This is a genomic window from Variovorax sp. UMC13 (assembly GCF_014170375.1).
GTDB lineage: Bacteria > Pseudomonadota > Gammaproteobacteria > Burkholderiales > Burkholderiaceae_C > Variovorax.
The window spans coordinates 38,870-59,364 of the sequence record NZ_LZZW01000003.1 but is presented as its reverse complement, the minus strand read 5'-3'; the positions used below and the strand labels follow the sequence as shown (position 1 = coordinate 59,364).

At 68.6% G+C, this 20,495-nt stretch carries 21 protein-coding genes and 1 pseudogene; 8 read left to right on the top strand and 14 right to left on the bottom strand.

Translation table 11 applies throughout. From position 1 onward, the window contains the following. Position 1 precedes the first annotated feature (1 nt). Positions 2-1,000: a tripartite tricarboxylate transporter substrate binding protein gene (locus tag A9977_RS01070; protein WP_183023012.1), complete on the bottom strand. Its 999-nt coding sequence runs from the start codon at positions 998-1,000 to the stop codon at positions 2-4. A gap of 157 nt (positions 1,001-1,157) precedes the next feature. Here A9977_RS01070 and A9977_RS01065 point away from each other — a divergent pair, with 157 nt between their 5' ends. From A9977_RS01065 to A9977_RS01050, 4 genes are all read left to right on the top strand, one after another. Then, positions 1,158-2,108 carry a fatty acid desaturase gene (locus A9977_RS01065; RefSeq protein WP_183023011.1) on the top strand — a complete coding sequence of 317 codons (951 nt, stop codon included), beginning with the start codon at positions 1,158-1,160 and terminating at the stop codon, positions 2,106-2,108. A 304-nt stretch (positions 2,109-2,412) separates the two neighbouring features. After that, the gene (locus tag A9977_RS01060) at positions 2,413-3,411 is read left to right on the top strand and encodes an ABC transporter substrate-binding protein (protein WP_183023010.1); all 999 of its coding nucleotides are present in this window, start codon (positions 2,413-2,415) and stop codon (positions 3,409-3,411) included. Between the two features lies 1 nt (position 3,412). Then, a complete protein-coding gene (locus A9977_RS01055) occupies positions 3,413-4,189 on the top strand; it encodes an ABC transporter permease (protein WP_183023009.1) in 777 nt (258 codons plus the stop codon). Positions 4,190-4,197: 8 nt separating this feature from the next. Further along, positions 4,198-4,965, top strand: coding sequence for an ABC transporter ATP-binding protein (locus tag A9977_RS01050; protein WP_183023008.1), 768 nt, complete (start codon positions 4,198-4,200; stop codon positions 4,963-4,965). Positions 4,966-5,115: 150 nt separating this feature from the next. Here A9977_RS01050 and A9977_RS01045 read toward each other — a convergent pair whose 3' ends face one another. The 10 genes and pseudogenes from A9977_RS01045 to hutG all read right to left on the bottom strand — a co-directional run bounded on the left by A9977_RS01045 (position 5,116) and on the right by hutG (position 15,007). Next, positions 5,116-6,342, bottom strand: a complete 1,227-nt coding sequence (locus A9977_RS01045; RefSeq protein WP_183023007.1) for a CaiB/BaiF CoA-transferase family protein — start codon at positions 6,340-6,342, stop codon at positions 5,116-5,118. A gap of 27 nt (positions 6,343-6,369) precedes the next feature. After that, on the bottom strand, positions 6,370-7,128 hold the full coding sequence (locus tag A9977_RS01040; RefSeq protein ID WP_183023006.1) for an enoyl-CoA hydratase/isomerase family protein: 759 nt from the start codon (positions 7,126-7,128) through the stop codon (positions 6,370-6,372). Then, positions 7,125-8,330 carry an ABC transporter substrate-binding protein gene (locus tag A9977_RS01035; RefSeq protein WP_183023005.1) on the bottom strand — a complete coding sequence of 402 codons (1,206 nt, stop codon included), beginning with the start codon at positions 8,328-8,330 and terminating at the stop codon, positions 7,125-7,127. Before A9977_RS01035 ends, A9977_RS01040 begins: the two co-directional genes overlap by 4 nt. Further along, on the bottom strand, positions 8,327-9,121 hold the full coding sequence (locus tag A9977_RS01030) for an IclR family transcriptional regulator (RefSeq protein ID WP_183023004.1): 795 nt from the start codon (positions 9,119-9,121) through the stop codon (positions 8,327-8,329). Before A9977_RS01030 ends, A9977_RS01035 begins: the two co-directional genes overlap by 4 nt. Before the next feature lie 50 nt (positions 9,122-9,171). Further along, entirely contained in the window at positions 9,172-10,191 is a 1,020-nt protein-coding gene (locus A9977_RS01025; RefSeq protein ID WP_183023003.1) for a tripartite tricarboxylate transporter substrate binding protein, read from the bottom strand. A gap of 203 nt (positions 10,192-10,394) precedes the next feature. After that, on the bottom strand, positions 10,395-11,207 hold the full coding sequence (locus A9977_RS01020; protein ID WP_183023002.1) for a class I SAM-dependent methyltransferase: 813 nt from the start codon (positions 11,205-11,207) through the stop codon (positions 10,395-10,397). Between the two features lie 120 nt (positions 11,208-11,327). Then, positions 11,328-12,261: pseudogene (locus tag A9977_RS01015) on the bottom strand (electron transfer flavoprotein subunit alpha/FixB family protein). A gap of 2 nt (positions 12,262-12,263) precedes the next feature. Beyond that, a complete protein-coding gene (locus A9977_RS01010; protein WP_183023001.1) occupies positions 12,264-13,013 on the bottom strand; it encodes an electron transfer flavoprotein subunit beta/FixA family protein in 750 nt (249 codons plus the stop codon). A 142-nt stretch (positions 13,014-13,155) separates the two neighbouring features. Continuing rightward, on the bottom strand, positions 13,156-14,157 hold the full coding sequence (locus A9977_RS01005; protein ID WP_183023000.1) for a LysR family transcriptional regulator: 1,002 nt from the start codon (positions 14,155-14,157) through the stop codon (positions 13,156-13,158). Between the two features lie 40 nt (positions 14,158-14,197). Beyond that, positions 14,198-15,007 carry an N-formylglutamate deformylase gene (gene hutG, locus A9977_RS01000; protein WP_183022999.1) on the bottom strand — a complete coding sequence of 270 codons (810 nt, stop codon included), beginning with the start codon at positions 15,005-15,007 and terminating at the stop codon, positions 14,198-14,200. A gap of 171 nt (positions 15,008-15,178) precedes the next feature. Between hutG and A9977_RS00995 the strand changes: the two genes are divergently transcribed. The 3 genes from A9977_RS00995 to A9977_RS00985 are packed head-to-tail and all read left to right on the top strand — an operon-like array spanning position 15,179 to position 17,428. Next, positions 15,179-16,363, top strand: coding sequence for an FAD-binding oxidoreductase (locus tag A9977_RS00995; RefSeq protein ID WP_183022998.1), 1,185 nt, complete (start codon positions 15,179-15,181; stop codon positions 16,361-16,363). Positions 16,364-16,366: 3 nt separating this feature from the next. Then, positions 16,367-16,954, top strand: a complete 588-nt coding sequence (locus A9977_RS00990; protein ID WP_183022997.1) for a HutD family protein — start codon at positions 16,367-16,369, stop codon at positions 16,952-16,954. 54 nt (positions 16,955-17,008) lie between these two features. Then, the gene (locus A9977_RS00985) at positions 17,009-17,428 is read left to right on the top strand and encodes a hypothetical protein (protein ID WP_183022996.1); all 420 of its coding nucleotides are present in this window, start codon (positions 17,009-17,011) and stop codon (positions 17,426-17,428) included. A 1-nt stretch (position 17,429) separates the two neighbouring features. Here A9977_RS00985 and A9977_RS00980 read toward each other — a convergent pair whose 3' ends face one another. From A9977_RS00980 to A9977_RS00970, 3 genes are all read right to left on the bottom strand, one after another. Beyond that, on the bottom strand, positions 17,430-17,660 hold the full coding sequence (locus A9977_RS00980) for a hypothetical protein (RefSeq protein ID WP_183022995.1): 231 nt from the start codon (positions 17,658-17,660) through the stop codon (positions 17,430-17,432). A gap of 5 nt (positions 17,661-17,665) precedes the next feature. Next, positions 17,666-18,562 (bottom strand): lipid A hydroxylase LpxO, encoded by an 897-nt coding sequence (gene lpxO, locus A9977_RS00975; protein ID WP_183022994.1) that lies wholly within the window; start codon positions 18,560-18,562, stop codon positions 17,666-17,668. Positions 18,563-18,753: 191 nt separating this feature from the next. Continuing rightward, positions 18,754-19,461 carry an SDR family oxidoreductase gene (locus tag A9977_RS00970; protein WP_183022993.1) on the bottom strand — a complete coding sequence of 236 codons (708 nt, stop codon included), beginning with the start codon at positions 19,459-19,461 and terminating at the stop codon, positions 18,754-18,756. A gap of 119 nt (positions 19,462-19,580) precedes the next feature. Here A9977_RS00970 and A9977_RS00965 point away from each other — a divergent pair, with 119 nt between their 5' ends. Continuing rightward, a complete protein-coding gene (locus A9977_RS00965; protein ID WP_183022992.1) occupies positions 19,581-20,495 on the top strand; it encodes a LysR family transcriptional regulator in 915 nt (304 codons plus the stop codon).

Genomic DNA, 20,495 nt, shown 5'->3' with positions numbered 1-20,495 from the left:
CTCAGTTGGCCTCGATGCCGGCCTGCTTGACGACGGCGGTCCACTTCACCGTCTCCGACTGGATGAAGCGGCCGAACTCCTCGGGCGAGTTGCCCACGGTGAAGGCGCCGATGTCGTCGTAGCGCTTCTTGAAGGCCGGCGCCTGCACGATGTCGTGCAGCTCGCGCGAGAGGCGGTCGACCACCGGCCGCGGCGTGCCGCTGCGCACCACCACGCCGTACCAGGAGGTGACCTCGAAGCCGGGGAAGCCCGCTTCGGCCGTGGTCGGCACGTTGGGCAGCCAGGGCGCGCGCGTCTTGTAGGCGACCGCGAGCGGCTTGAGCTTGCCGCCCTGGATGTGCGGGATCGCGGTGATGACCTCGTTGAAGATGAATTGCGTCTGGCCGGCCAGCAGGTCGGTGATGGCCGGGGCGCTGCCCTGGTAGGGAATGGCGGTGAAGTCGGCGCCGGTCTGGCTGCGCAGCAGCTCGCCGGCCAGGTGCGAGTAGGCGCCGATGCTCACGCCGTAGTTGACCTTGCCCGGATGGCTCTTCGAATAGGCGATCAGGTCCTTGACGCTGTCGACCGGCAGCGCCGGGTTCACCAGCAGCACCTGCGGCGTCTGCACCAGCAGCGACACCGGCGCGAAGTCGCGCGCCAGGTCGTAGCTCAGCTGCTTGAACAGCGCGGGCTGCACCGTGAGGTTGGAGGCCGGTGCCAGCAGCAATGTGTAGCCGTCGGCCGGCTGGCGCGCGACGTAGTCGAAGCCGATGTTGCCGGCCGCGCCGCTGCGGTTCTCGACCACCACCGGCTGCTTCAGGCGCAGCTGCAATTGCTCGGCGACCTCGCGTGCGATCTTGTCGGCGATGCCACCCGCCGGGTAGGGCACGACCACGCGCAGCGGCTTGGAAGGGAACTCGTCGGCGGCCGCGGCCGTGGTCGCGATAAAGGGGAAGGCGGCGGCCAGTGCGAGCAGCAGCGCGCGCTTGGCGGCATGGCGGCGGGAAGGAATGGAAGACATGGAAAGAGAACCCTGTGCCGAGTCGGCGCAAAGCGGAGGAATCTAGGGATTTCGCACGCCTGCAGGAACGATGTCTTTCGCATATCGACATGCGCAAAGGGCGCATGCAAGGCACCCGCGCGCACCTAGCATCGGCGGCTTTCTTTGGCCCTCCGCCATGTCTTCCGATTCCTCTCTTTCCGCCCCGGTGTCGCCGACCGCCCGCAGTGCCGCGCGCGCCGTCTGGTGGCGCCGCTGCGAAGCACCGACCGTGGCGCTGTGCCTGCTGTTCTACCCGGCCTGGGCCGCGCTGGTGTGGTGGCATGCGGTGCTGCCGGGATGGCTGCTGTTCGTCGTCGGCGGCTATCTGGCGCAGCTGCATTTCTCGCTGCAGCACGAGAGCATCCATGCGATGCGCGGCCTGCCGCGCTGGGTGCGCACCGCGCTGGTGTGGCCGCCGGTCAACCTCTGGCTGCCCTACCCGCTCTACCACCGCAGCCACAGCACGCATCACGTGAATTTCCACCTCACGCATCCGCAGAAGGACACCGAGAGCGCCTACCACTCGGCGCCCGCCTGGGCCGCCTACAGCCCGTTCTGGCAACGCGTCTACAGCGTCAACCAGACGCTGGCCTTCCGCGTGCTGCTGGGCCCGGTGCTGCGGCTCTACAAGCTGGTGCGCAACGAGGGCGGCAAGCTGCTGGCGGGCGACTTCTCGCACCTGCGGATCTGGGCCGTGCACGCGTTGAGCGTGGCACCGGTGCTCTACTTCGTGATCGGCGTCTGCGGCATGGGCTTCGGCGAGTACGTGCTGTACTTCGTCTACCCGGGCATGATGCTGGGCGCCTTGCGCACCTTCACCGAACATCGCTGGAGCGAGGCGCCGCATGCGCGCGTGGCCATCGTCGAATCGAACGCGGTGATGGGCCTGCTCTACCTCTACAACAACCTGCACCATGTCCACCACCGCGCGCCGACCATGCCCTGGTACGAGATCCCGGTGCACTTCCGCCGCCACCGCGCCGAGGTGCTGGAAGCCAACGGCAACTTCTACTACCGCGGCTATGGCGAGATCGCGCGACGCTACCTGTGGCGGCCGGTGTTCCGGCCGGTGCATCCGAAGTGGTGAGGCGCTGACCCTCTGACGACGCAACGCCTGGAAGGCCGCCGAGGGTTTTCAGGCATTGATCGTGCATGTGCCAACCCGCAGACTGGCGGGCTGGCGTTCAGCACGCCCGGATGCGTGCATGGCCGCACCCGCATGGGGCACATCGGAGCGATCGCGCATCGTTCCCAGGCGCCGAGGCCTTTCCCGCACCGCACGCGGGTCTGAGCCTGAAGGACAGCATTAACTTTGCTTATGCTGTCGGCCCCGAAAATGCGGCTCATAAGATCATGGAATTTAACCCTTCCCTCTAAGGTGTTGCACTTCCATGCCAATGAACCGACGCGCCCTCCTTCGCAGTACCGCCGCAGCCATCGTGCCGGCCATTGGCGGATTTCCCTTGATCGGCCGGGCCGCCAACCGACCCTACACCTACGGCGGCTCCGCCTGGCTGGGCCACTACTCGGCCTACATCGCGATCAAGACCGGCATCTTCAGCAAGAAGGGCCTGGAGATCAAATGGCAGAGCTTCCCCACCTCGTCCGACCGCATGGGCGCAGTGATGGCGGGCAGCATCGACCTGGCCGGCACGGGCGTGGTCTCGTCGCTGGCGCTCATGGCGGCCGGCGCGAGCCAGTTCAAGGTCATCGCGACGCCGAACAACTTCGGCCGCGCCGAGGGCCTGCTGGTGCGCGCCAACGTGACGAACATCGCGCAGCTCAAGGGCAAGAAGATCGGCGTGACCTTCGCCTCGAGCACGCATGTGCTGGTGCTGGACCTGCTCAAGCAGGCCGGCCTGAACCCCGACAGCGACGTCTCGCTGATCAACCTGCCTGCACCCAACCTGCTGTCGGCCTACCAGGGCAACCAGATCGATGCGGCCGCGGCCTGGACGCCGTCCTTCGACCGCATCAAGGCGCTGCCCAACACGCGCGTGCTGGCCGACGACACCTCCTTCTCGCTCTACAAGGAATACAGCATCACGCCCGGCCCGGACGTGCTGCTGGCCACCACCAAGCTGGCCAAGGAAGATCCGGCCGCGATCAAGACCTTCCTGCAGGGCATCTTCGAGGCCAACGCGATGCTGACCAACGCGCCTGAAGAAGCGGCCAAGGTGCTGGTCGAGATCACCGGCCTGACGCTGGAGGAGCAGGTCAACACCATCAAGCAGACCGGCTGGTACAGCGCCGAGCAGCAGCGCAGCCTGCTGGTCGCGCCGGGCAGCTTCGTCACCGGCATGCAGAAGCTGGCCGAGATGCTGGTGTCGCTCAAGCAGATCGACAAGGCGCCCGTGGTCCGCAATTGGCTGGACGCAGGCTACCTCTGAGATGGCTGAAGTCGTGAAACCCCGCCGCAGCGCGGGCTCGCTGGCCTGGCTCAGCGTGCTGTCGCTGCTGGGCTTCCTCGCCGCATGGGAACTGATCTGCCGCTCCGGCGCGGTCGACCCGATCTTCCTGCCGCCGCCCTCGCAGGTCTGGGCGCGGGCCTCGACCATGTTCGGCCAGGGCACGCTGCTGGGCCACGTGCTGGCCTCGACGCGACGCGTGATGGTGGGCTTCCTCGCCGCCGCCGCGGTCGCGATCCCGCTGGGCATCTGGCTGGGCACCTCGCGCATCGCGCGCGCCATCTTCGACCCTGTGATCTCCTTCCTGCGGCCCCTGCCCTCGATGAGCTGGATCCCGCTGTCACTGCTGTGGTTCGGCATCAACGAGACGCAGAAGTACAGCATCGTCTTCATGGGCTCCTTCGTGCCGGCGCTGCTCTACGTGATGGAAGCCACGCGCAGCATCGACCCGCTGCTGATCCGCGCCGCGCGCAACCTGGGCGCGCAGCGCTGGCAGGTGATGCGCGAGGTGCTGCTGCCGGGCTGCCTGCCGCAGATCATCTCGGGCATGAAGATCATCCTGGGCCTGTCGTGGACCTGCGTGATCTCGGCCGAACTGGTCGCCGCCAAGGAAGGCCTGGGCTTCATGATCATGAACGGCAAGGAGTTCTTCCAGACCGACACGGTGGTGCTGGGCATGGTGCTCATCAGCTTCACCGTCCTGGCCACCGACCTGGTGGTGCGCGCCCTCGAGCGCTGGCTTCTGGCTTGGCAAAGATGACAACGAGCATGATTTCAATTCGCGGCGTTTCCAAGAGCTTCGGCGACAACCACGTGCTGTCCAACCTCGACCTCGAGGTGAAGAAGGGCGAGTTCCTGGTGCTGCTGGGCGCCTCGGGCTGCGGCAAGTCGACGCTGCTCAACCTCATGGCCGGCTTCGAGAAGCCGACGCAGGGCAGCGTGTCGGTCAACGGCAAGCTGATCGACGACGTGACCTCGGCCTGCGGCATGGTGTTCCAGCAGTACGCGCTGTTCCCCTGGCAGACGGTGCAGCAGAACGTCGAATTCGGCCTGAAGATGAAGAAGATGCCCAAGGGCGAACGGGCCGAGATCGCGCGCCGCTTCATCGAGATGGTCGGCCTCAAGGGCAGCGAGGACAAGTACCCGCAGGCGCTGTCGGGCGGAATGAAGCAGCGCGTGTCGATCGCGCGCGTGCTGGCCAACGACCCCGATGTGATGCTGTTCGACGAGCCCTTCGCCGCGCTCGACGCGATGACGCGCCAGGTGCTGCAGGACCAGCTGCTGTCGATCTACGAGCAGAGCGGCAAGACCATTGTCTTCATCACCCACTCGATCGACGAGGCATTGATGCTGTCGACCCGCATGGTCATCATGGGCTCGCGGCCCGGTCGCGTGGTGCAGGACCTGCGCAACGAACTGCCGCATCCGCGCACCGCGGAGATCCAGCTGTCGGAGGACTTCATCTCGCTCAAGCGCTCGATCTGGGAGACGGTGCAGGAAGAAGTGGGCCGCACGCTGGCGGTCACGCGCGGCTGAGCGGCGTTCCGCCAGGGAACGAGGCGCCGGACCGCAAGGTCCAGGCGCCTTTTTTTTCTGCGGACCCCGATGGCCTCGGCGCTCGAACGCGGAAGGCGCGCCGGCCGCGCGGGCGCAGGCGAAGCTGCAGCCCGCGGCGGCCGAAGCCGCTCAGCCCGCCTCGGCGGTGCGATGCGCCGGCGCCTCCTGCTCGATGACCTTGCTGGCGATCAGCGACGCGATCACGCCCTCCGCGATGCCCAGGCTCCTGAGCACCTCGGCCGTGTGCTGCCCCACGCTCGGCGAGGGCGTGCGGATGGAGGCCGGCGTCTTGCTCAGTTCGACCGCCGGCGCCACCGCCTTGACCCGTCCGATGGCCGGGTGCTCGTAGCTCGTGATCATCTTCATGTGCTGCACCTGGGGATCCTGCTCGACCTCCAGGTGCGTCTTGATCTCGCCGCACCAGATGCCGGCCTTGAGCAAGGCCTCCAACAGGTCCGCGCGCTGCCAGCGACGCGTGTGCTCGGACAGCAGCCGGTGCACCACATCGCGCTCCTCGAACAGCCGCTTCGGGTCGTCGAAGGCCGCCAGCTCGGGCGCCTCGAGCACCTTCAGCAGCGTCGCGAACGGGCTCATGGCGATGGTGAGATAGCCGCTGGCGGTCTCGTAGATGCCGAAGGGCGCGTCCATGCCCGGATGGCCGATGCCTGAGCGGGGGCGCTCGAAGTTCTCGTTGAAGTTCAGCACGCTCATCAGCTCCTGCGCCTGGTGCGCGAGCAATCCGGCCAGCAGGTTGACTTTCACCTCCTGACCCATGCCCGTGCGGCCGCGCCAATGCAGCGCCGTCAGGATCCCGTAGACCATGTTCATGGCGCCGACCTGGTCGGCGAAGCCCGCGCCCACCGGCACCGGCGGGCCGTCGCCGCGCCCGGTCGCGGCCGCCAGGCCCGTGAGGCCCTGGATCAGCAGGTCCTGCCCCGGCCGATCGACGTAGGGCCCCGACTCGCCGTAGCCGGAGCCCGAGCAGTAGATCAGGCCCGGATGGAGGGCGCTCAGCGCCTCGTACCCGTAACCCAGGCGATCGAGCACCCCGGGCCGGAAGTTCTGCACCACCACATCGACCTGGGGAATGATCTCGTGGATCAGCGCTCGGGCTTCGGGCGACTTGAGGTCGATCGCGATCGACTTCTTGTTCCGGTTCCAGGCGACGAAGTTCGGGCTCTCCGAGCCGCCGAGCCAGCGGTTGTTGAAGGTCAGCTGCCTGAACATCTCGCCGGCGCCGGGCCGCTCGACCTTGATCACGTGGGCGCCCATGTCGGCCAGCAGCATGGTGGCGAAAGGGCCCTGCAGCAGGTGACTGAAATCGAGGATGGTGATGTCGTCGAGTGCTTGGCTCATGGTGTCTCCGTTGGATTTCATTGTTCTTCAGGCGCTCTTGCGCGCGAATTCGTCGATGCGCGCCAGCGCATAAGGGGTTTCGTGCAAGGCGTTCAGCGCCTGGCGCTCCCGTGCCAGTCCGGCGTCGAAGGGCAGGTCGCGCGCGTCGCGTGCGAGCCGCTTGAGCGCGACGAGGGCCGGCAGCGACGCCTCGGCGAAGCGCTCGCACCACTGGCGCGCGGCCGCCAGCGCGTCGCCCTCGGCGAGCACGTTCACCACGCCCCATTCATGCCACAGCGGCGCGGGCCGGGCCGCACCGGTCATGAGCAGTTCCACCGCGCGGTTGTAGGGCAGCTTCCTCAGCAGGCGCTGCGTGCCGCCGCCGCCGGGGACCAGCCCCAGCCGGCTCTCGGGCAGGCCGAGCTTGGCGTCGCGCTGGGCGACGACCAGGTCGGCCGCCAGCGCGATCTCGAAGCCGCCGCCCAGGGCATAGCCGTTGACGGCCGCGACGACGACCTTGTCGGCTTGTTCGATCAGTTCGTAGACGCGTGCGCCACGTTCCTGGAAGTCCGCGAAGCTTTGCGGATTCAACTGCGCGTATTCCTTGATGTCCGCGCCGGCCATGAAGGAGGTCCCATGCCCGCCCAGGATCACGACCTTGACCTGCGGATTCGCGCTCGCTTCGGCCAGCGCGTCGCACAGCGCGTCGATCATCCGCGAGTTCATGGCATTGAGCTGCGCGGGTCGGTTGAAGAGGATCGTGGCGACATGGTCGCTCACACTGGATGTCACAAGAGGCTGCGTCATGCATTGCTCGCTTGAAGAAGGGGGGTGCGTCCTTGCTCGCGCGAGGACCAGGCATCGCCGTAGAGCGTGTCCAGGGCCCTGCGCAGCTCGCCCAGGGAACATTGGCCGCGCAGGCAGCGGTTGATCTCCACGCCGGCCGCTTCGATGAAGGGCACGAAGCCGGCGAAGCGCGGCCTGACGAACGCGCCGTCGAGCGAGGGCAAGGTGCGCGCGAAGAAGTCGTGGGCCTGGGCGTTGGCGTGGTCGCTTCGCCAGGCCCCGGCGCTGCCCGGCTGCCCGCCCGCTTCCAGGTACAGGCCACCCTGCACCTCGGCGCCGTGCAGCCAGGCCACGAAGCGGGCCGCCTCGCCGGCTTGGTCGCTGTGGCGCGAGATCGCCATGCCGGCGCCGCCGAGCAAGGCCCCGCGCGAGGGCACCTTGCCGGGGCCGGCCAGGGGCGCGAACTGAAGCCAGGGCGTGCGACCGGCGCGCGCGTAGTTCGAGTAGCCGAAGGCCGCGGGGCAGTACACCATCCGGTCGGACGCGACCATCTGCTCGTACATGCGGATCGGGTTGTCGTCCAGGCAGCTGGCCTGGGCGTTCTCCGCCAGCCAGTGCAGATGGCCCATGACCTGCGCCAGGCCGGGGCCGGGGAGGAATTCGCCATCCGCCATCGACCCGGCATGGCCCAGGTTGGCCGCCAGCGTGAGGAGCGTGCAGGCGGCATCGGTCGGCGTGCCGGCCCAGGCCAGGGTCTGGCCGTTGGCCCTCGCCCGGGCGGCCAGGCGCACGACGTCCTGCCAGTCGCGCGGCGCGGGCGCATCCAGCGCCGCCATCAGCTCGGGGCGGTAGCTGGCGACATGCGCGGCCGCATCGGTCGGCAGCGCGTACAGGGCCTTGTCCCAGGCGTATGAAGGCCCCGAGGGTCCCACGCCCTGCGCCACCAGCGCGTCGAGCACGTCGGCGGCGATCCATTCGCGCAGGTCGAGGAAGCAGCGCGTGCGCGCCGCCTGGCCCATGAAGGGATGATCGATCACCAGCAGGTCGAAGGAGCGCGCCAGTTCCTCGATCGGGAAGGCACCGAAATCGTGGAGCGAGCGCTTGTGCCACTCGATCGACACATGCGGGTGGTCCTGCGCGTAGCGCGCGGCGCATGCGACCAGGGGGTCGTAACCCCGCGGATGGTCCCAGGTGAGCCCGCGCAGCCGGTGCGTCACCGTCATGGCGCGGCCCCGGCGCCCGCCTGCGTGAAGCCGAGCAGGCCGGCGAGCCGGTGGGCGGTCTGCTGCGCCATCGCCCGTGCCGACGCCAGATCCACGCGCAGCCCGACCTGGCTGAGGAACGGAACCGTCAGCGCGGCCACGGCCGCCCCCCGGTGGTCGCGGATCGCGAAGCTCAGGTTGGTCACGCCTTGCACGATCGGGCTCAGCAGTTCCTCGCTGGCCTGGGTCGAAGCGGACAGCAGCCGCTCCTGCAACTGCCGCGGGGCGATGCCGGGCGCGGCAGCGATCCACTGCGGCCATTGCTCGGCCTGCTGGTAGGCCACCAGCACGACGCCCGAACTGGTCTCCAGCGCCGGGAACCGCGCGCCGACGCGCACGCTGTAGTTCATGGGCAGGGGGCTGGCCACGCTGGCGACGATCAGCACCGCGTCGCGGTCGAGCACGGCCAGGTGGCACGATTGCTCCATCTGTTCGGCAAGGGCCTGCATCAGGGGGGTGGCCAGCCCGATGAGCCGCTCGGTGGGCGGATGGCGATGGGTCAGCTCGAACAGCTTGCCGGTGAGGAAATAGCGTTCGGAGGACGCGTCCTGGGAGATGACGCCGCGCGACGAGAGCGCGAGCGCCACGCGATAGATCTCGCTGATCGTGCGGTTGAGCTGGGTCGCGATCTCCGCCAGCGGCAGGCCGTTGACCTGCGCCGCCAGCAGCTCGATCACGTCCAGTGCCTTGTCGACGGCAGGCGCCGAGTACTGCGGTTGTTTGTCGGTCTTGCCTTCGGTGGTCTTGGTCATTCGTTGGATCGTGTGAAGAGTTGCACGGTGGTCGTCCTCGGGATGCGGCCTCAGTCCGCGCGGATGTCGTTCGCCTTCACGACCTCGCCCCAGGTCGTGTAGTAGTCGTGGGTCATCGCCTTCAGGCGCTCCGGCGGCCCTCCGCCCGGCTCGTCGCCGCGGTCGATCAGCATCTTCGTGGTGGCCGGGTCGGCCATGGTCTTGTTGAGGGCGGCATTCGCCTTTTTGACGATCTCCGGCGACAGGCCCGGCGGACCGTAGAGCCCGATGAAGGAGGTCACCACGAAGTTCCTGACGCCGATCTCGGCCGCGGTCGGAATGTCGGGGAAGGCCGGCACGCGTTGCTGGCTCGTCACCATGAGCGCGCGCAGCTGCCCCGTCTTGAGGAAGGGCGCGATCACCGACACCGCGTCGAACATGAGGGTGACACGGCCCGCCAGCAAGTCCTGCATCGCGGGCGCGCTGCCCTTGTAGGCGATGTGGTTCATCTTCGGCTTGCCCATGCGGTCGCGCAGCAGCTCCATCGCCGCCTGCGTCAGGCTGCCCGGCCCGGACGACGCATAGTCGACGCCGCCCTTCGCCTGCTCCTGCGCCTTGACCCAGGCCACCAGCTCGTTGAAGTCCTTCGCGGGCACGCTGGGATGCACGGCCAGCACCAGGCCCGACTGCAGCAGCAGGCCGATGGGCAGCAGCAGCCGTGGATCGACCATCGGCGTGTTGCGGTAGGTGTGCGGGTTGAGCGTCATGTTCCCGCCGTTGCCCACCAGCAGGCGGTAGCCGTCGGTCGGCCCCTTCAGCACGTACTCCACGCTGATGTTGCCGCCGGCACCCGGCCGGTTGTCGATGACGAAGGGCTGCCCCAACGCCGCCTGCAGGCCCGCGGTCTGCACCCGCATGGCGAAGTCGGTCTGGCCTCCGGGCGGCGCGCCCACCACCACGGTCACGGCCTTGTCCGGCCAGCTTCCCGGTCCCTGGGCGGACGCATTCGGGGGCATCAGGGCCGCGCCGAGCAGGCCGGCCCCGGTGGCCAGCACGTCACGCCGCGAGCGAAGAGCAGCAGTCGATGTCATCTTGTCTCCATTTCTATTTATGAAACTTCATTCTCATCCATGAAAGTTTCTGGAAATGGCAGGGATTTCCCTGACGTCCAGCGCGAAGCGCCGGTCGTGCCCTTCGACCGCGAGGAATGGGGAGGGGGACGCCGTGGTGGGCGTGGGGTTAATGGCGCACGCAGGGCATCGTTGATCTGTGCGCGTCGTGGCGGTCGTTCAGCTCATCCCGCCGCCACCACCACATGCGCCTGGATCCCGCCGCTCACCGGCCCCTCGCCATGCCGGCTGGCGATGGCCTGGGCCGCACGGTCGGTGGCGAGCGCCAGCAGGCTGGCGTCGCGCGCCTCGATCTCGTTGCGCAGCGGCGTTCCCTGGCAATAGGCGGTGGCGACCTCGCGCGCCGACGGCGCATGGCTCGTCTTCGCGCGCGTCTCGATCCCGATGTCGGTGAAGCCGGCGCGGCCCAGCTCCGCGCGGATCAGCGCGGTGTCGTGGTAACCGTGCGGCGTGCGGGCAAGGAATCTCGGCGGATCGTGCGGAAAGACTTCGGCGAGGGCCCGGGTGACCTCGTCGGCAAAAGCGTTCTCCTCGATCCGGTCCCAGACATCGAAGACGAAGCGCCCGTCCGGGCTGAGCACGCGGCGCGCCTCGGCGTAGCCGGCGACCCGGTCGGGGAAGAACATCGCGCCGAACTGGCACACCACCACGTCGAAGGACGCGTCGTCGAAGGGCAAGGCCAGCGCATCCGCCTGCCGCCATTCGATGCGGCCATCCGGCGGCTGCCGGGTGGCCGCATGGTCGAGCATGGCCTGGCTGAGGTCGGTCACCACGTAGCGCGCGCCGGTGCCGAGCCGGGGTGCCAGCGCCCGCGTGACGACGCCGCTGCCAGCAGCCGTTTCCAGCACCGCCCCGGGCAGGCCGGCCGCGGCCAGTACCGCCATGTCGGCCGCATAGGCCTCGAAGATCAGCGGCACCATCAGCGTGTCGTAGAGCTGCGGGATCGAACCCGCGAACACCTTGTCGCTTTCGGCCATGGCGTCTCCTTGGGCCGGCGATGGCCGGCCATTGCAGCGCTGCGGTGCGCGCTCAGCCCATGGTGGCCCTGCGCCAGACCCGCGTCAACGCCACGGCGCTTCCTTTTGCAAGAGGTTGAATCAAAGCGCTGCGGTCATCTCCGGCAATGCCATGAACAGGTCCGCCACCAGGCCGTAGTCGGCCACCGAGAAGATCGGTGCCTCTTCGTCCTTGTTGATCGCCACGATCACCTTGGAGTCCTTCATGCCCGCCAGATGCTGGATCGCGCCCGAGATGCCGGCCGCGATGTACAGCTGCGGCGCCACGATCTTGCCGGTCTGGCCCACTTGCCAGTCGTTCGGGGCGTAGCCCGCGTCGACGGCCGCACGCGATGCACCCAGGCCCGCGTTGAGCTTGTCCGCCAGCGGGTGCCATCACCTCTTGGAACTTCTCGGCGCTGCCCAGCGCGCGGCCACCCGAGACGATGATCTTGGCGGCCGTCAGTTCGGGGCGCTCGCTCTTCGTGACCTCGCGGCCCACGAAGGCGCTCTTGCCGCTGTCGGCCACGCCTTCGGCGGTTTCGACCGAAGCCGAACCACCCGTTGCGGCTGCCGCATCGAAGCCGGTGGTGCGCACCGTGATGACCTTGGTCGCATCGCCGCTCTGCACGGTGGCGATCGCGTTGCCGGCGTAGATCGGACGCTCGAAGGTGTCGGCGCTCACCACGGCCGTGATGTCGCTGATCTGTGCCACGTCCAGCTTGGCGGCCACGCGCGGTGCGACGTTCTTGCCGTTGGCGGTCGAGGGGAACAGGATGTGGCTGTAGTTGCCGGCGATCGCCAGCACCTGCGCGGCCACGTTTTCAGCCAAGTTCTCGGCCAGGCTCGGGCTGTCGGCCACGATGACCTTGGTGACGCCGGCGATCTGCGCGGCGGCCTTGCCGGCTTCGGCGGCATTGGCGCCAGCGACCAGCACATGGACTTCACCGCCGCAGGCGATGGCTGCGGTCACGGTGTTGAGGGTGGCGGGCTTGACCGTGGCGTGGTCGTGTTCAGCAATGACAAGTGCGCTCATGTTCAGATCACCTTCGCTTCGTTCTTCAGTTTGTCCACCAGGGTTGCAACGTCGGGCACCTTGATGCCGGCACCGCGCTTGGGCGGCTCACTGACCTTGAGGGTCTTCAGGCGCGGCTTGACGTCCACGCCCAGGTCCTCGGGCTTGAAGGTGTCGAGCTGCTTCTTCTTCGCCTTCATGATGTTGGGCAAGGTCACGTAGCGCGGCTCGCTCAGGCGCAGGTCGGTCGTGATCACGGCCGGCAGCGTCAGCGTCAGCGTCTCCATGCCGCCGTCGACTTCGCGCGAGACGGTGGCCTTGTCACCGGCCACTTCGACCTTCGAGGCGAAGGTGGCTTGGGGCAGGTCGGCCAGCGCGGCCAGCATCTGGCCGGTCTGGTTGGCGTCGTCGTCGATGGCCTGCTTGCCCAGGATGATCAGCTGGGGCTGTTCCTTGTCGACCAGCGCCTTGAGCAGCTTGGCGACAGCCAGGGGCTGCAGCTCTTCGGTGGTCTCGACCAGGATGCCGCGGTCGGCGCCGATGGCCATCGCGGTGCGCAGGGTTTCCTGGCACTTCGCGTCGCCGCAGGAGACGGCGATGACCTCGGTCACCACGCCCTTCTCCTTCAGGCGCACAGCCTCTTCGACGGCGATCTCGTCGAAGGGGTTCATGCTCATCTTGACGTTGGCGATGTCGACGCCCGTGCCGTCGCTCTTCACACGGACCTTGACGTTGTAGTCGACGACCCGTTTGACGGGCACCAGTACTTTCATATCTTCACCAGCTCCGGATTTGCGACCAAGACCACATGCTTGGTTCGAGCCGCATCGCGATGCGGCCGCCTGCAGTGTTGCCAAGGCGCGGGCCCGCGGGCCGAAGATAAGACCTGCCGATGCAATGCTTAAGGCCGGCGCCTCAGTCGCCGCCCTCGGACGCCACCAGCGCCTCTTCGCCCAGCCCCAGCGCGAGCGCGATGTCCTGCGACAGCTGGCGCCGCACCGCGATGCGGATCAGGTCGCGCACCTCGGCGGGCAAGGTGCCCATCTCGCCCTGGCGGTAGGCCAGGTAGAAGGTGCGGCTGACGTCGACGTAGGGCCGGCCGTGGCGCGTGAAGGCCGACATCGGCACCACCCGCACGTCGGGCAGGAACTGCCGCGACTGCCAGAGGCACAGCGGCGTGGTCAACGCGAAGCCCATGTCGTTGGCGACCAGGCTGATCAGCGGGTCGGTGGTGTCGAATTCGTAGGTGCGCTCGAGCACGTCGCCGCAGCGCTGCAGGTAGTCGTCGACCTGCTGGCCGATCACCGAGCGCGCGCTGTAGCGGATGAACTTCAGCTGCCGCTCGATCTCGGTCAGCGAGCCCAGCGGGCCGAGGTCGAACTTGGCGGGCAGCACCGCATAGAACTTCTCCGAGAACAGCGGCGCGCGCGCGATGCCGGCCGCGCCGTGCAGGCTGGTGGTCACGGCCAGATCCAGCTGCCGGCCTTCGATGGAGGCGTCGAGCGTGGGCGTGATGCCGGACCAAAGCCGGATCTGGTGCGAGGAACCGGCCAACCCCTTGATCAGCAGCGGCCCGACCGTGGCCGCGAAGGAATCGACGCAGCCGATGCGCACGGTCATGCGCTTGGCGCGGCTCAGGCCGCGGACGCTCTCGACCAGCTGGTCGGCCTGCGTCAGCAGTTCCTTGGCGTGTTCGAACAGGCGTTGCCCGGCGGCGGTGGCCTGGGCGGGCCGTGTGGTGCGGTCCAGCAGCGCGGTGTCGAAGAAGGTCTCGAGCTGCTTGATGCGCTGCGAGACCGCCGCCTGCGAGATGTTGAGCAGCGTGGCGGCATCGGACACGCTGCCCGATTCGATGACCGCGATCCAGCTCACCAGCAGGTCCAGATCGGGCAGACCCTTCTTGCTGTTGGGATTCATGCGCTCGATTACAGCACAGCCCCCCGGCGGTTCTCGCACCCTATGCGTCGCGCGTGACGAGCTGCAGCATGGCCGCGCCCAGCATTCTTTCCAACAGCGGCTGGACCTTCGCCGCGAGGTCCGCGCGGTAGGCAAAGGGCGCTTCCTCGTTCATGTAGACCGACTGGCACATCTCCAGCTGGATCGCATGCACACCCGCCGCCGGCGGCCCGTAGGCGCGCGTGATGTAGCCGCCCTTGAAGCGGCCGTTGGCCACGTGCGTGAACGCACCGGCGCTGTCGACCACCGGCTGGACCGCCGCCGCCAGGATGTCGGCGGCGCAGGCCGCGCCGTCGTTGGTGCCCAGGTTCAGGTCGGGCAGCTTGCCCTCGAACAGCCGCGGCAGCACGCTGGCGATCGAATGCGCCTCCCACAGCAGTACCTGGCCGTGCAGCGCGCGCAGCCGGTCCAGCTCCTGCCGCAACGCATCGTGGTACGGCTGCCAATAGGTGGCCCGGCGCCGCTGCACCTCGGCGTCGTCGGGCGCATGGCCGGCGCGATAGAGCGGCTCGCCGCGAAAGCTTTCGGTGGGGCACAGGCCGGTGGTCGTCTGGCCCGGGTAGAGGCTCTCGCCGCCCGGCGGCCGGTTGAGGTCGATGACGTAGCGCGAGACCTTCGCGCCCAGCACCGAGGCGCCCATGGCGCGGGCGAAGCCGTAGAGCGTGTCCAGGTGCCAGTCGGTGTCGCGCACGCTGAGCGCCTCAGGCGTGAGGCCGCCGCGGAGCTCGTCGGGCAGCGCGGTGCCCAGGTGCGGGATGGAGATCAGCAGCGGCACGTCGCCCTGCACGAGGTTGAAAACGGTCGAGGTCATGGGGAGGAAAGTGATGCGATCGGCGGTGGCCCATGCTGGCCCGCGCGCGGGGCTGCTGCCATAGCTCAAGCGGCGCTGATGCTGAAAATCAGTTTCCGGAATGTCCAGCGGCAACGAAGGGGCGGCTCTTAGGCTTGTGCCCATCCGTTTTTACCTAGTCAGGACTGTGGAATGAAAAGCTATGACGCGATCGTGATCGGCGCGGGTGTGATCGGCACCTCGGTCGCCTATCACCTCGCCCGCCTCGGCTGCACCAACGTGCTGGTGCTGGACCGCACGCAGATCGGCGCCGGAACGACCTCGCAATCCAGCGGCATCCTGCGCACGCACTACTCGGTGATCGAGAACGTGCGGCTGGCCCAGGCCTCGTGGCGCATCTTCAACGATTTCTCCAACTACCTGCAGGACGAGGAAGCCTCGGCCGGCCTGGTGAAGTCGGGCTACCTGATCGCCGCGCCCGAAGGCGCCAAGCTCTCGCCCCTGCGCGCCGCGCTGGAAGCCCAACGCGCCCAGGGCATCCAGGTCGACCTGCTGGACGCGCAGCAGGCCGCGAGCCTGCTGCCGATCGCCCGCTTCGACGATGCTGCCCTGATCGGCTTCGAGCCCGAGGCCGGCTTCGCCGATGCCTACCTGGTGGCGACCAGCTTCGCCCGCACGGCGCGCCGGCTGGGCGTGAAGATCAAGGAAGGCGTGGAGGTCCACCAGCTGATCGTCGAGAACGGCCGCGTGGCCGGCGTCCAGACCTCGGAAGGCCGCTTCGACGCGCCGACCGTGGTCAGCGTGCAGAACATCTGGTCCACCGACATCGAGCGCTGGACCGGCATCAAGAGTCCAGTGAAGGCCGAGCGCCATGCCGTGCTGGCCCTCGAAGGCCCCGAGGCCTACACCTTCAAGATGCCGGTCTACAAGGACCTCGGCTCGCCGGGCATGCTGTACTGCCGCAGCTACGGCGGCAACCAGATGCTGGTCAGCGAAGGCATCGTCGGCGAGACGCTGGCGGCGCCCGACAACGAGCAGGGCGACATCAGCATGGACTACATGGTCGAGGTCGGCGAACAGGTGGCCGAGCGCTTCCCCAGCTTCGAGACGGCCGGCGTCGCCTCGTCGTGGACCGGCGTGTACGACGTCACGCCCGACTGGAACCCGGTGCTGGGACGGCTGCCGGAGCTGCCGGGCCTGGTGGTCGGCTACGGCTTCTCGGGCCACGGCTTCAAGCTGTCGCCGGCCGTGGGCCTGGTGCTCGCGCAATCGGCCCTGGGCCTGAAGACCGAGGTCGACATCGAGCCCTATGCGCTCGAGCGCTTCCGCACCGGCGGCCTGCTCACCGGCAAGTACGGCCTGGGCGCGGTGTCCTGAGCCATGGGCCGCTTCGCGCTCGACCGCCTGCCGGTCACGCCCTGGCGCAACGGCGGCGGCGAGACGCGCGAGATCGGCCAGGGCCGCTTCGGCGACAGCGCGGCCGCGGCGGGCCCCGATGGCTGGGACTGGCGGCTCAGCGTCGCCACCATCGCCGGCGATGGCGCCTTCTCCAGCTTCGCCGGCGTCGACCGCAGCGCGGTGCTGGTCGACGGCGCGGTCACGCTGAGCGCCGACACCCAGGTCCTGTCATGGACGACCGTGGGCGAGTTGCATGCCTTCGCGGGTGAAACGGCCTTCGGCGCCCGGCTGGCGCAAGGCCCGGCGCGCTTCTTCAACGTGATGGCGCGGCGTGCGAACGCGCGCGCCGAGGTGAGCGTGCATCGCGAAGGCTTCTTCGTGATGCCGTCGGATGCCGCGCCGTTGTGCCTGCTGGTGCTGCAGGGGCGTTTTCAGGTCGCCACGCGCTCGGGCATGCGGACGCTCGATGCCGAACAGGGCTTGCTGCAGGCCTGTCCGCAGGAAGCGATGCAGGTCGTACGCCTCGGCGCGGCCGGCTGCATCGTGGCCGTCCAGCTGCATCCGACCTAGGCGAGACAAGAACCGATCCGCAGGCGTATGCTCCGGCGCTGCGGAGGGGTTCCCATGCTGCCCATCGTCAGTTCGCTCATCGCCACCGTCGTCCTGCTGGTCTGGATGGGCTTCTTCATGATGGGCTCGCTGCCCCTGCTGATCCTTGCGCACGACACGCCGCTGGATTCGCGCTTCATCCGCGGACTGTTCAACGTCTATTACCTGGCGGTGATGCTGACTGCCGGCGCCGCGGCGCTGTGCTACGGCTGGACCGGCCGGCTCTTCTTCGCGCTGGGCATGGCCGCGATCGCCGCGCTGGCCTTCGCGCTGCGCCGCTGGATCATCATCCCGCGCATGGACCGGCTGCGCGAGACGATCCCGCAGGTGCAGGCCTCGGCCCTGCGCTTCCGGCGGCTGCACATCGCCGGGATGATGCTCAACGTGGTGCAACTGGGCGGCGTGGCCTGGTCGCTGACGCGGCTGGGGTTGTAGCTCAGGCCCGGTCGGGCAGGATTTCCACCACGTCGCCGTTGGTGGGCGTCGCATCCTCGTGGTAGACGTCGTAGAGGTACTGCGCGAGTTCCTCGCGCGTGACTTCGGACGGCACCGCGAGTTCGAGGCGGCGCCGCTTGCCCTCGTTGCCCACGAGGTAGCAGTGCCAGCGCTCGCCCACGCGTTCGATGGCCAGGCGGCGGCCGAACACATCGAAGCGGTAGCTGGCCATCGATCTCAGTAGAAGATCCAGAGCGCCAAACCGCCGAAGATCGCCCACTTCACCAGGTAGTAGGCGCGGCGGTCCCAGGCCTTGAGGCGCTTGCCGATCACCCGCACCTGGTAGATGTACTTGAAGGCGCGGTTGATGCCGCCGGTCTTGTCGCCCGCGTCGTTGGGCGAGCTGGCGGCGGCCAGCACATTCTTCGCGAACCAGCGGTTCACCGCCATGGCCCAGCGGTACTTCATCGGCCGCTCGATGTCGCAGAACAGGATCACGCGGTCGTGGTCGGTGGTGTTCTCGGCGTAGTGGATGTAGGTCTCGTCGAAGACCACGGCCTCGCCGTCGCGCCAGTGGTAGCGCTGGCCGTCGACGTCGATGTAGCAGCCCTCGACGCCGGGCGTCCACAGGCCCAGGTGGTAGCGCAGCGAACCGGCGAAGGGGTCGCGGTGGCGCACCAGCCGGCTGCCGGGCGGCAGCTCGGCGAACATCGCGGCCTTGACCGTGCCCAGGCCCTTGAGCAGCTCGGTCGTGCGCGGACACAGCACCGCGGCCGAGGGATGCGCCTCGTCGTACCACTTGAGGTAGAAGCGCTTCCAGCCGCTCTTGAAGAAGGAGTTGAAGCCCACGTCGTTGAACTGGCTCGAGGCCTTGATGCTGCCGCCGTTGCGCATCGCCAGCGCCTCTTCACGGATCACTTCCCAGTTCTGCTCGAGCACCCGCATCTCCGGAAACTCCGCCGGCGACAGGTAGGGCGTGCTCGGCACCTTGGAGAACATGTACATGAACACGTTGAGCGGCGCCAGGAAGCTTGAGTGGTCGGACAGCTGGCGCAGGAAGCGATGCCGGACCTGCCCCCGGAAATGGACATAGAGTGCGCTGAGCACAAAGATGGCGAGGACGATCCACTTCACGGCAAGACTCCAGAGATACGAGGCGGTATTTTCGTTCAGTCCGGAAACGGCCGTCGGCACACCGCGGTGCAGGCAGGGGCGATCGGCGTCGCCTGGGTCCGGAAACACCGCGCAGTATCCGCCAAGCGCCGGGCGCCTGCTTCAGAAAGTCTTCAGGCGCCGCTGGTAAGCAGCCTTGAACCGCCGTGACCTCAGGTCACGTAACCGCCGTCCACATACAGCGTCGAGCCGGTCATGAAGCGGTTGCCCATGAGGAACAGCACCGCGTCCACCACCTCCTCCACCGTGCCGACCCGGCCCAGCGGGGCGCCCTGGGCGAAGCTCTCGAAAGCCGCCTCGCGCAAGGCCGCCGGCCGCTCGCGCCAGAGTTCGCTGTCGATGGTGCCGGGCGACACGGTGTTGAAACGCCGCGGCGCCAGCTCGCGCGCCAGCGCCCGGCCCAGCCCCTCGATCGCGCAGTTGCACGCGGCATAGGCCGCGCCGGTGAGGCCGACGCGCGCGCCCAGCGCGCCCGCCATCAGCACCACCGAGCCCTGCGCGTCCAGCTTGGGCAAGGCATGCCGCACCACCCGGTACTGGCCCCAGAACTTGTGGTCCATCGGGCTGCGGGCGGTGGCCTCGTCCAGCTCCATGAAGCGGCCCAGCGCATAGGAAGCGCCGGGCGTAAACAGGTGGTCGATGGCCGGCGCGGCGGCGAAGAAGGCGGCGACCGAGGCGTCGTCGGCGCTGTCGACCGAGTGACCGTCGGCGGCGGGCCCGAGTTGCGCGAGCGCGCGTTCGAGCCGCTGCGCGTCGCGCCCGCCGATGAACACCCGGCCGCCCGCGGCCACCACCTGTTTCGCCACGCCCAGGCCGATGCCCGAGCTGCCGCCGACGATGGCCACCGTCTTGTCTTTCATGGATTCGCTCTCCTTGCGCTGATGGGGAGCCTGGATGCTCGCGCGCGCCCGGCCATGGGTCGAGCGCAAAATCGGCACGCCATTGGCGACGCCGAGGCACCAATCGCCCTCCTCTTTCCATGATCTCCATCGACCAACTCACCGGCATCCGGGCCTTCGTCGAGACCGCCCAGGCCGGCAGCTTCACGCTGGCCAGCGAGCGGCTGGCGCTGTCGCGCTCGGCCGTGAGCAAGGCGGTCGCGCGGCTGGAGGTGCAGTTGGGCGTGCGCCTGCTGCACCGGAGCACGCGCCGGCTCGCGCTCACCGAGGACGGCCGCGCCTTCCACCGGCACTGCCTGCGCGCGCTCGCGACGCTGGCGCAGGGCGAGTCCGAGCTGCGGCAGAAGCAGGGCGCGGTGGCGGGCACGCTGCGCATCGAAGTGCCGGTGCTGTTCGGGCGGCAATGGATCGCGCCCGCGCTGCTCGAGCTGGCGCGCGAACATCCGGCGCTGCACCTGGACATCGCCTTCCTCAACCGCTTCGGCGACCTGGCCGGCGGGCAGGTCGACCTGGCGGTGCGCATCGGCGCGCTGCCCGACAGCCCGAACCTGGTGGCGCGCCCGCTGGGCGTGCAGCGCACCGTGATCTGCGCCGCCCCGGCCTACCTCGCGGCGCGGGGCCGGCCGGCCGACCCCGCCGAGCTGGCGGCGCACGACTGCCTGGTCGAAGGCCGCGACAGCCGCTGGCTACTGGCGGATGCGCAGGGCGAACTGCAGGCCTTCGCGCTGGGCGTGCGGCTCACGCTGCGCGATGCGATGGCGCTGCGCGATGCGGCCATCGCTGGCTTCGGCCTGGCCCGGCTGCCGCGCTGGCTGGTGGCCGCGCAGCTGGCCGACGGCACGCTGGAAGAGGTGCTGCCGCAGCAGGCCTCGGCCGCCTCGGCCCTGCCGATCCACGTGATCTGGCCGCACCAGGGGGCGCTGGCGGCGCGGCAGCGCGTGGTGGTCGACCACCTGCTGGCGCGCTTCGTGCCGCTCGCGCCCTGGGAGCGCTGA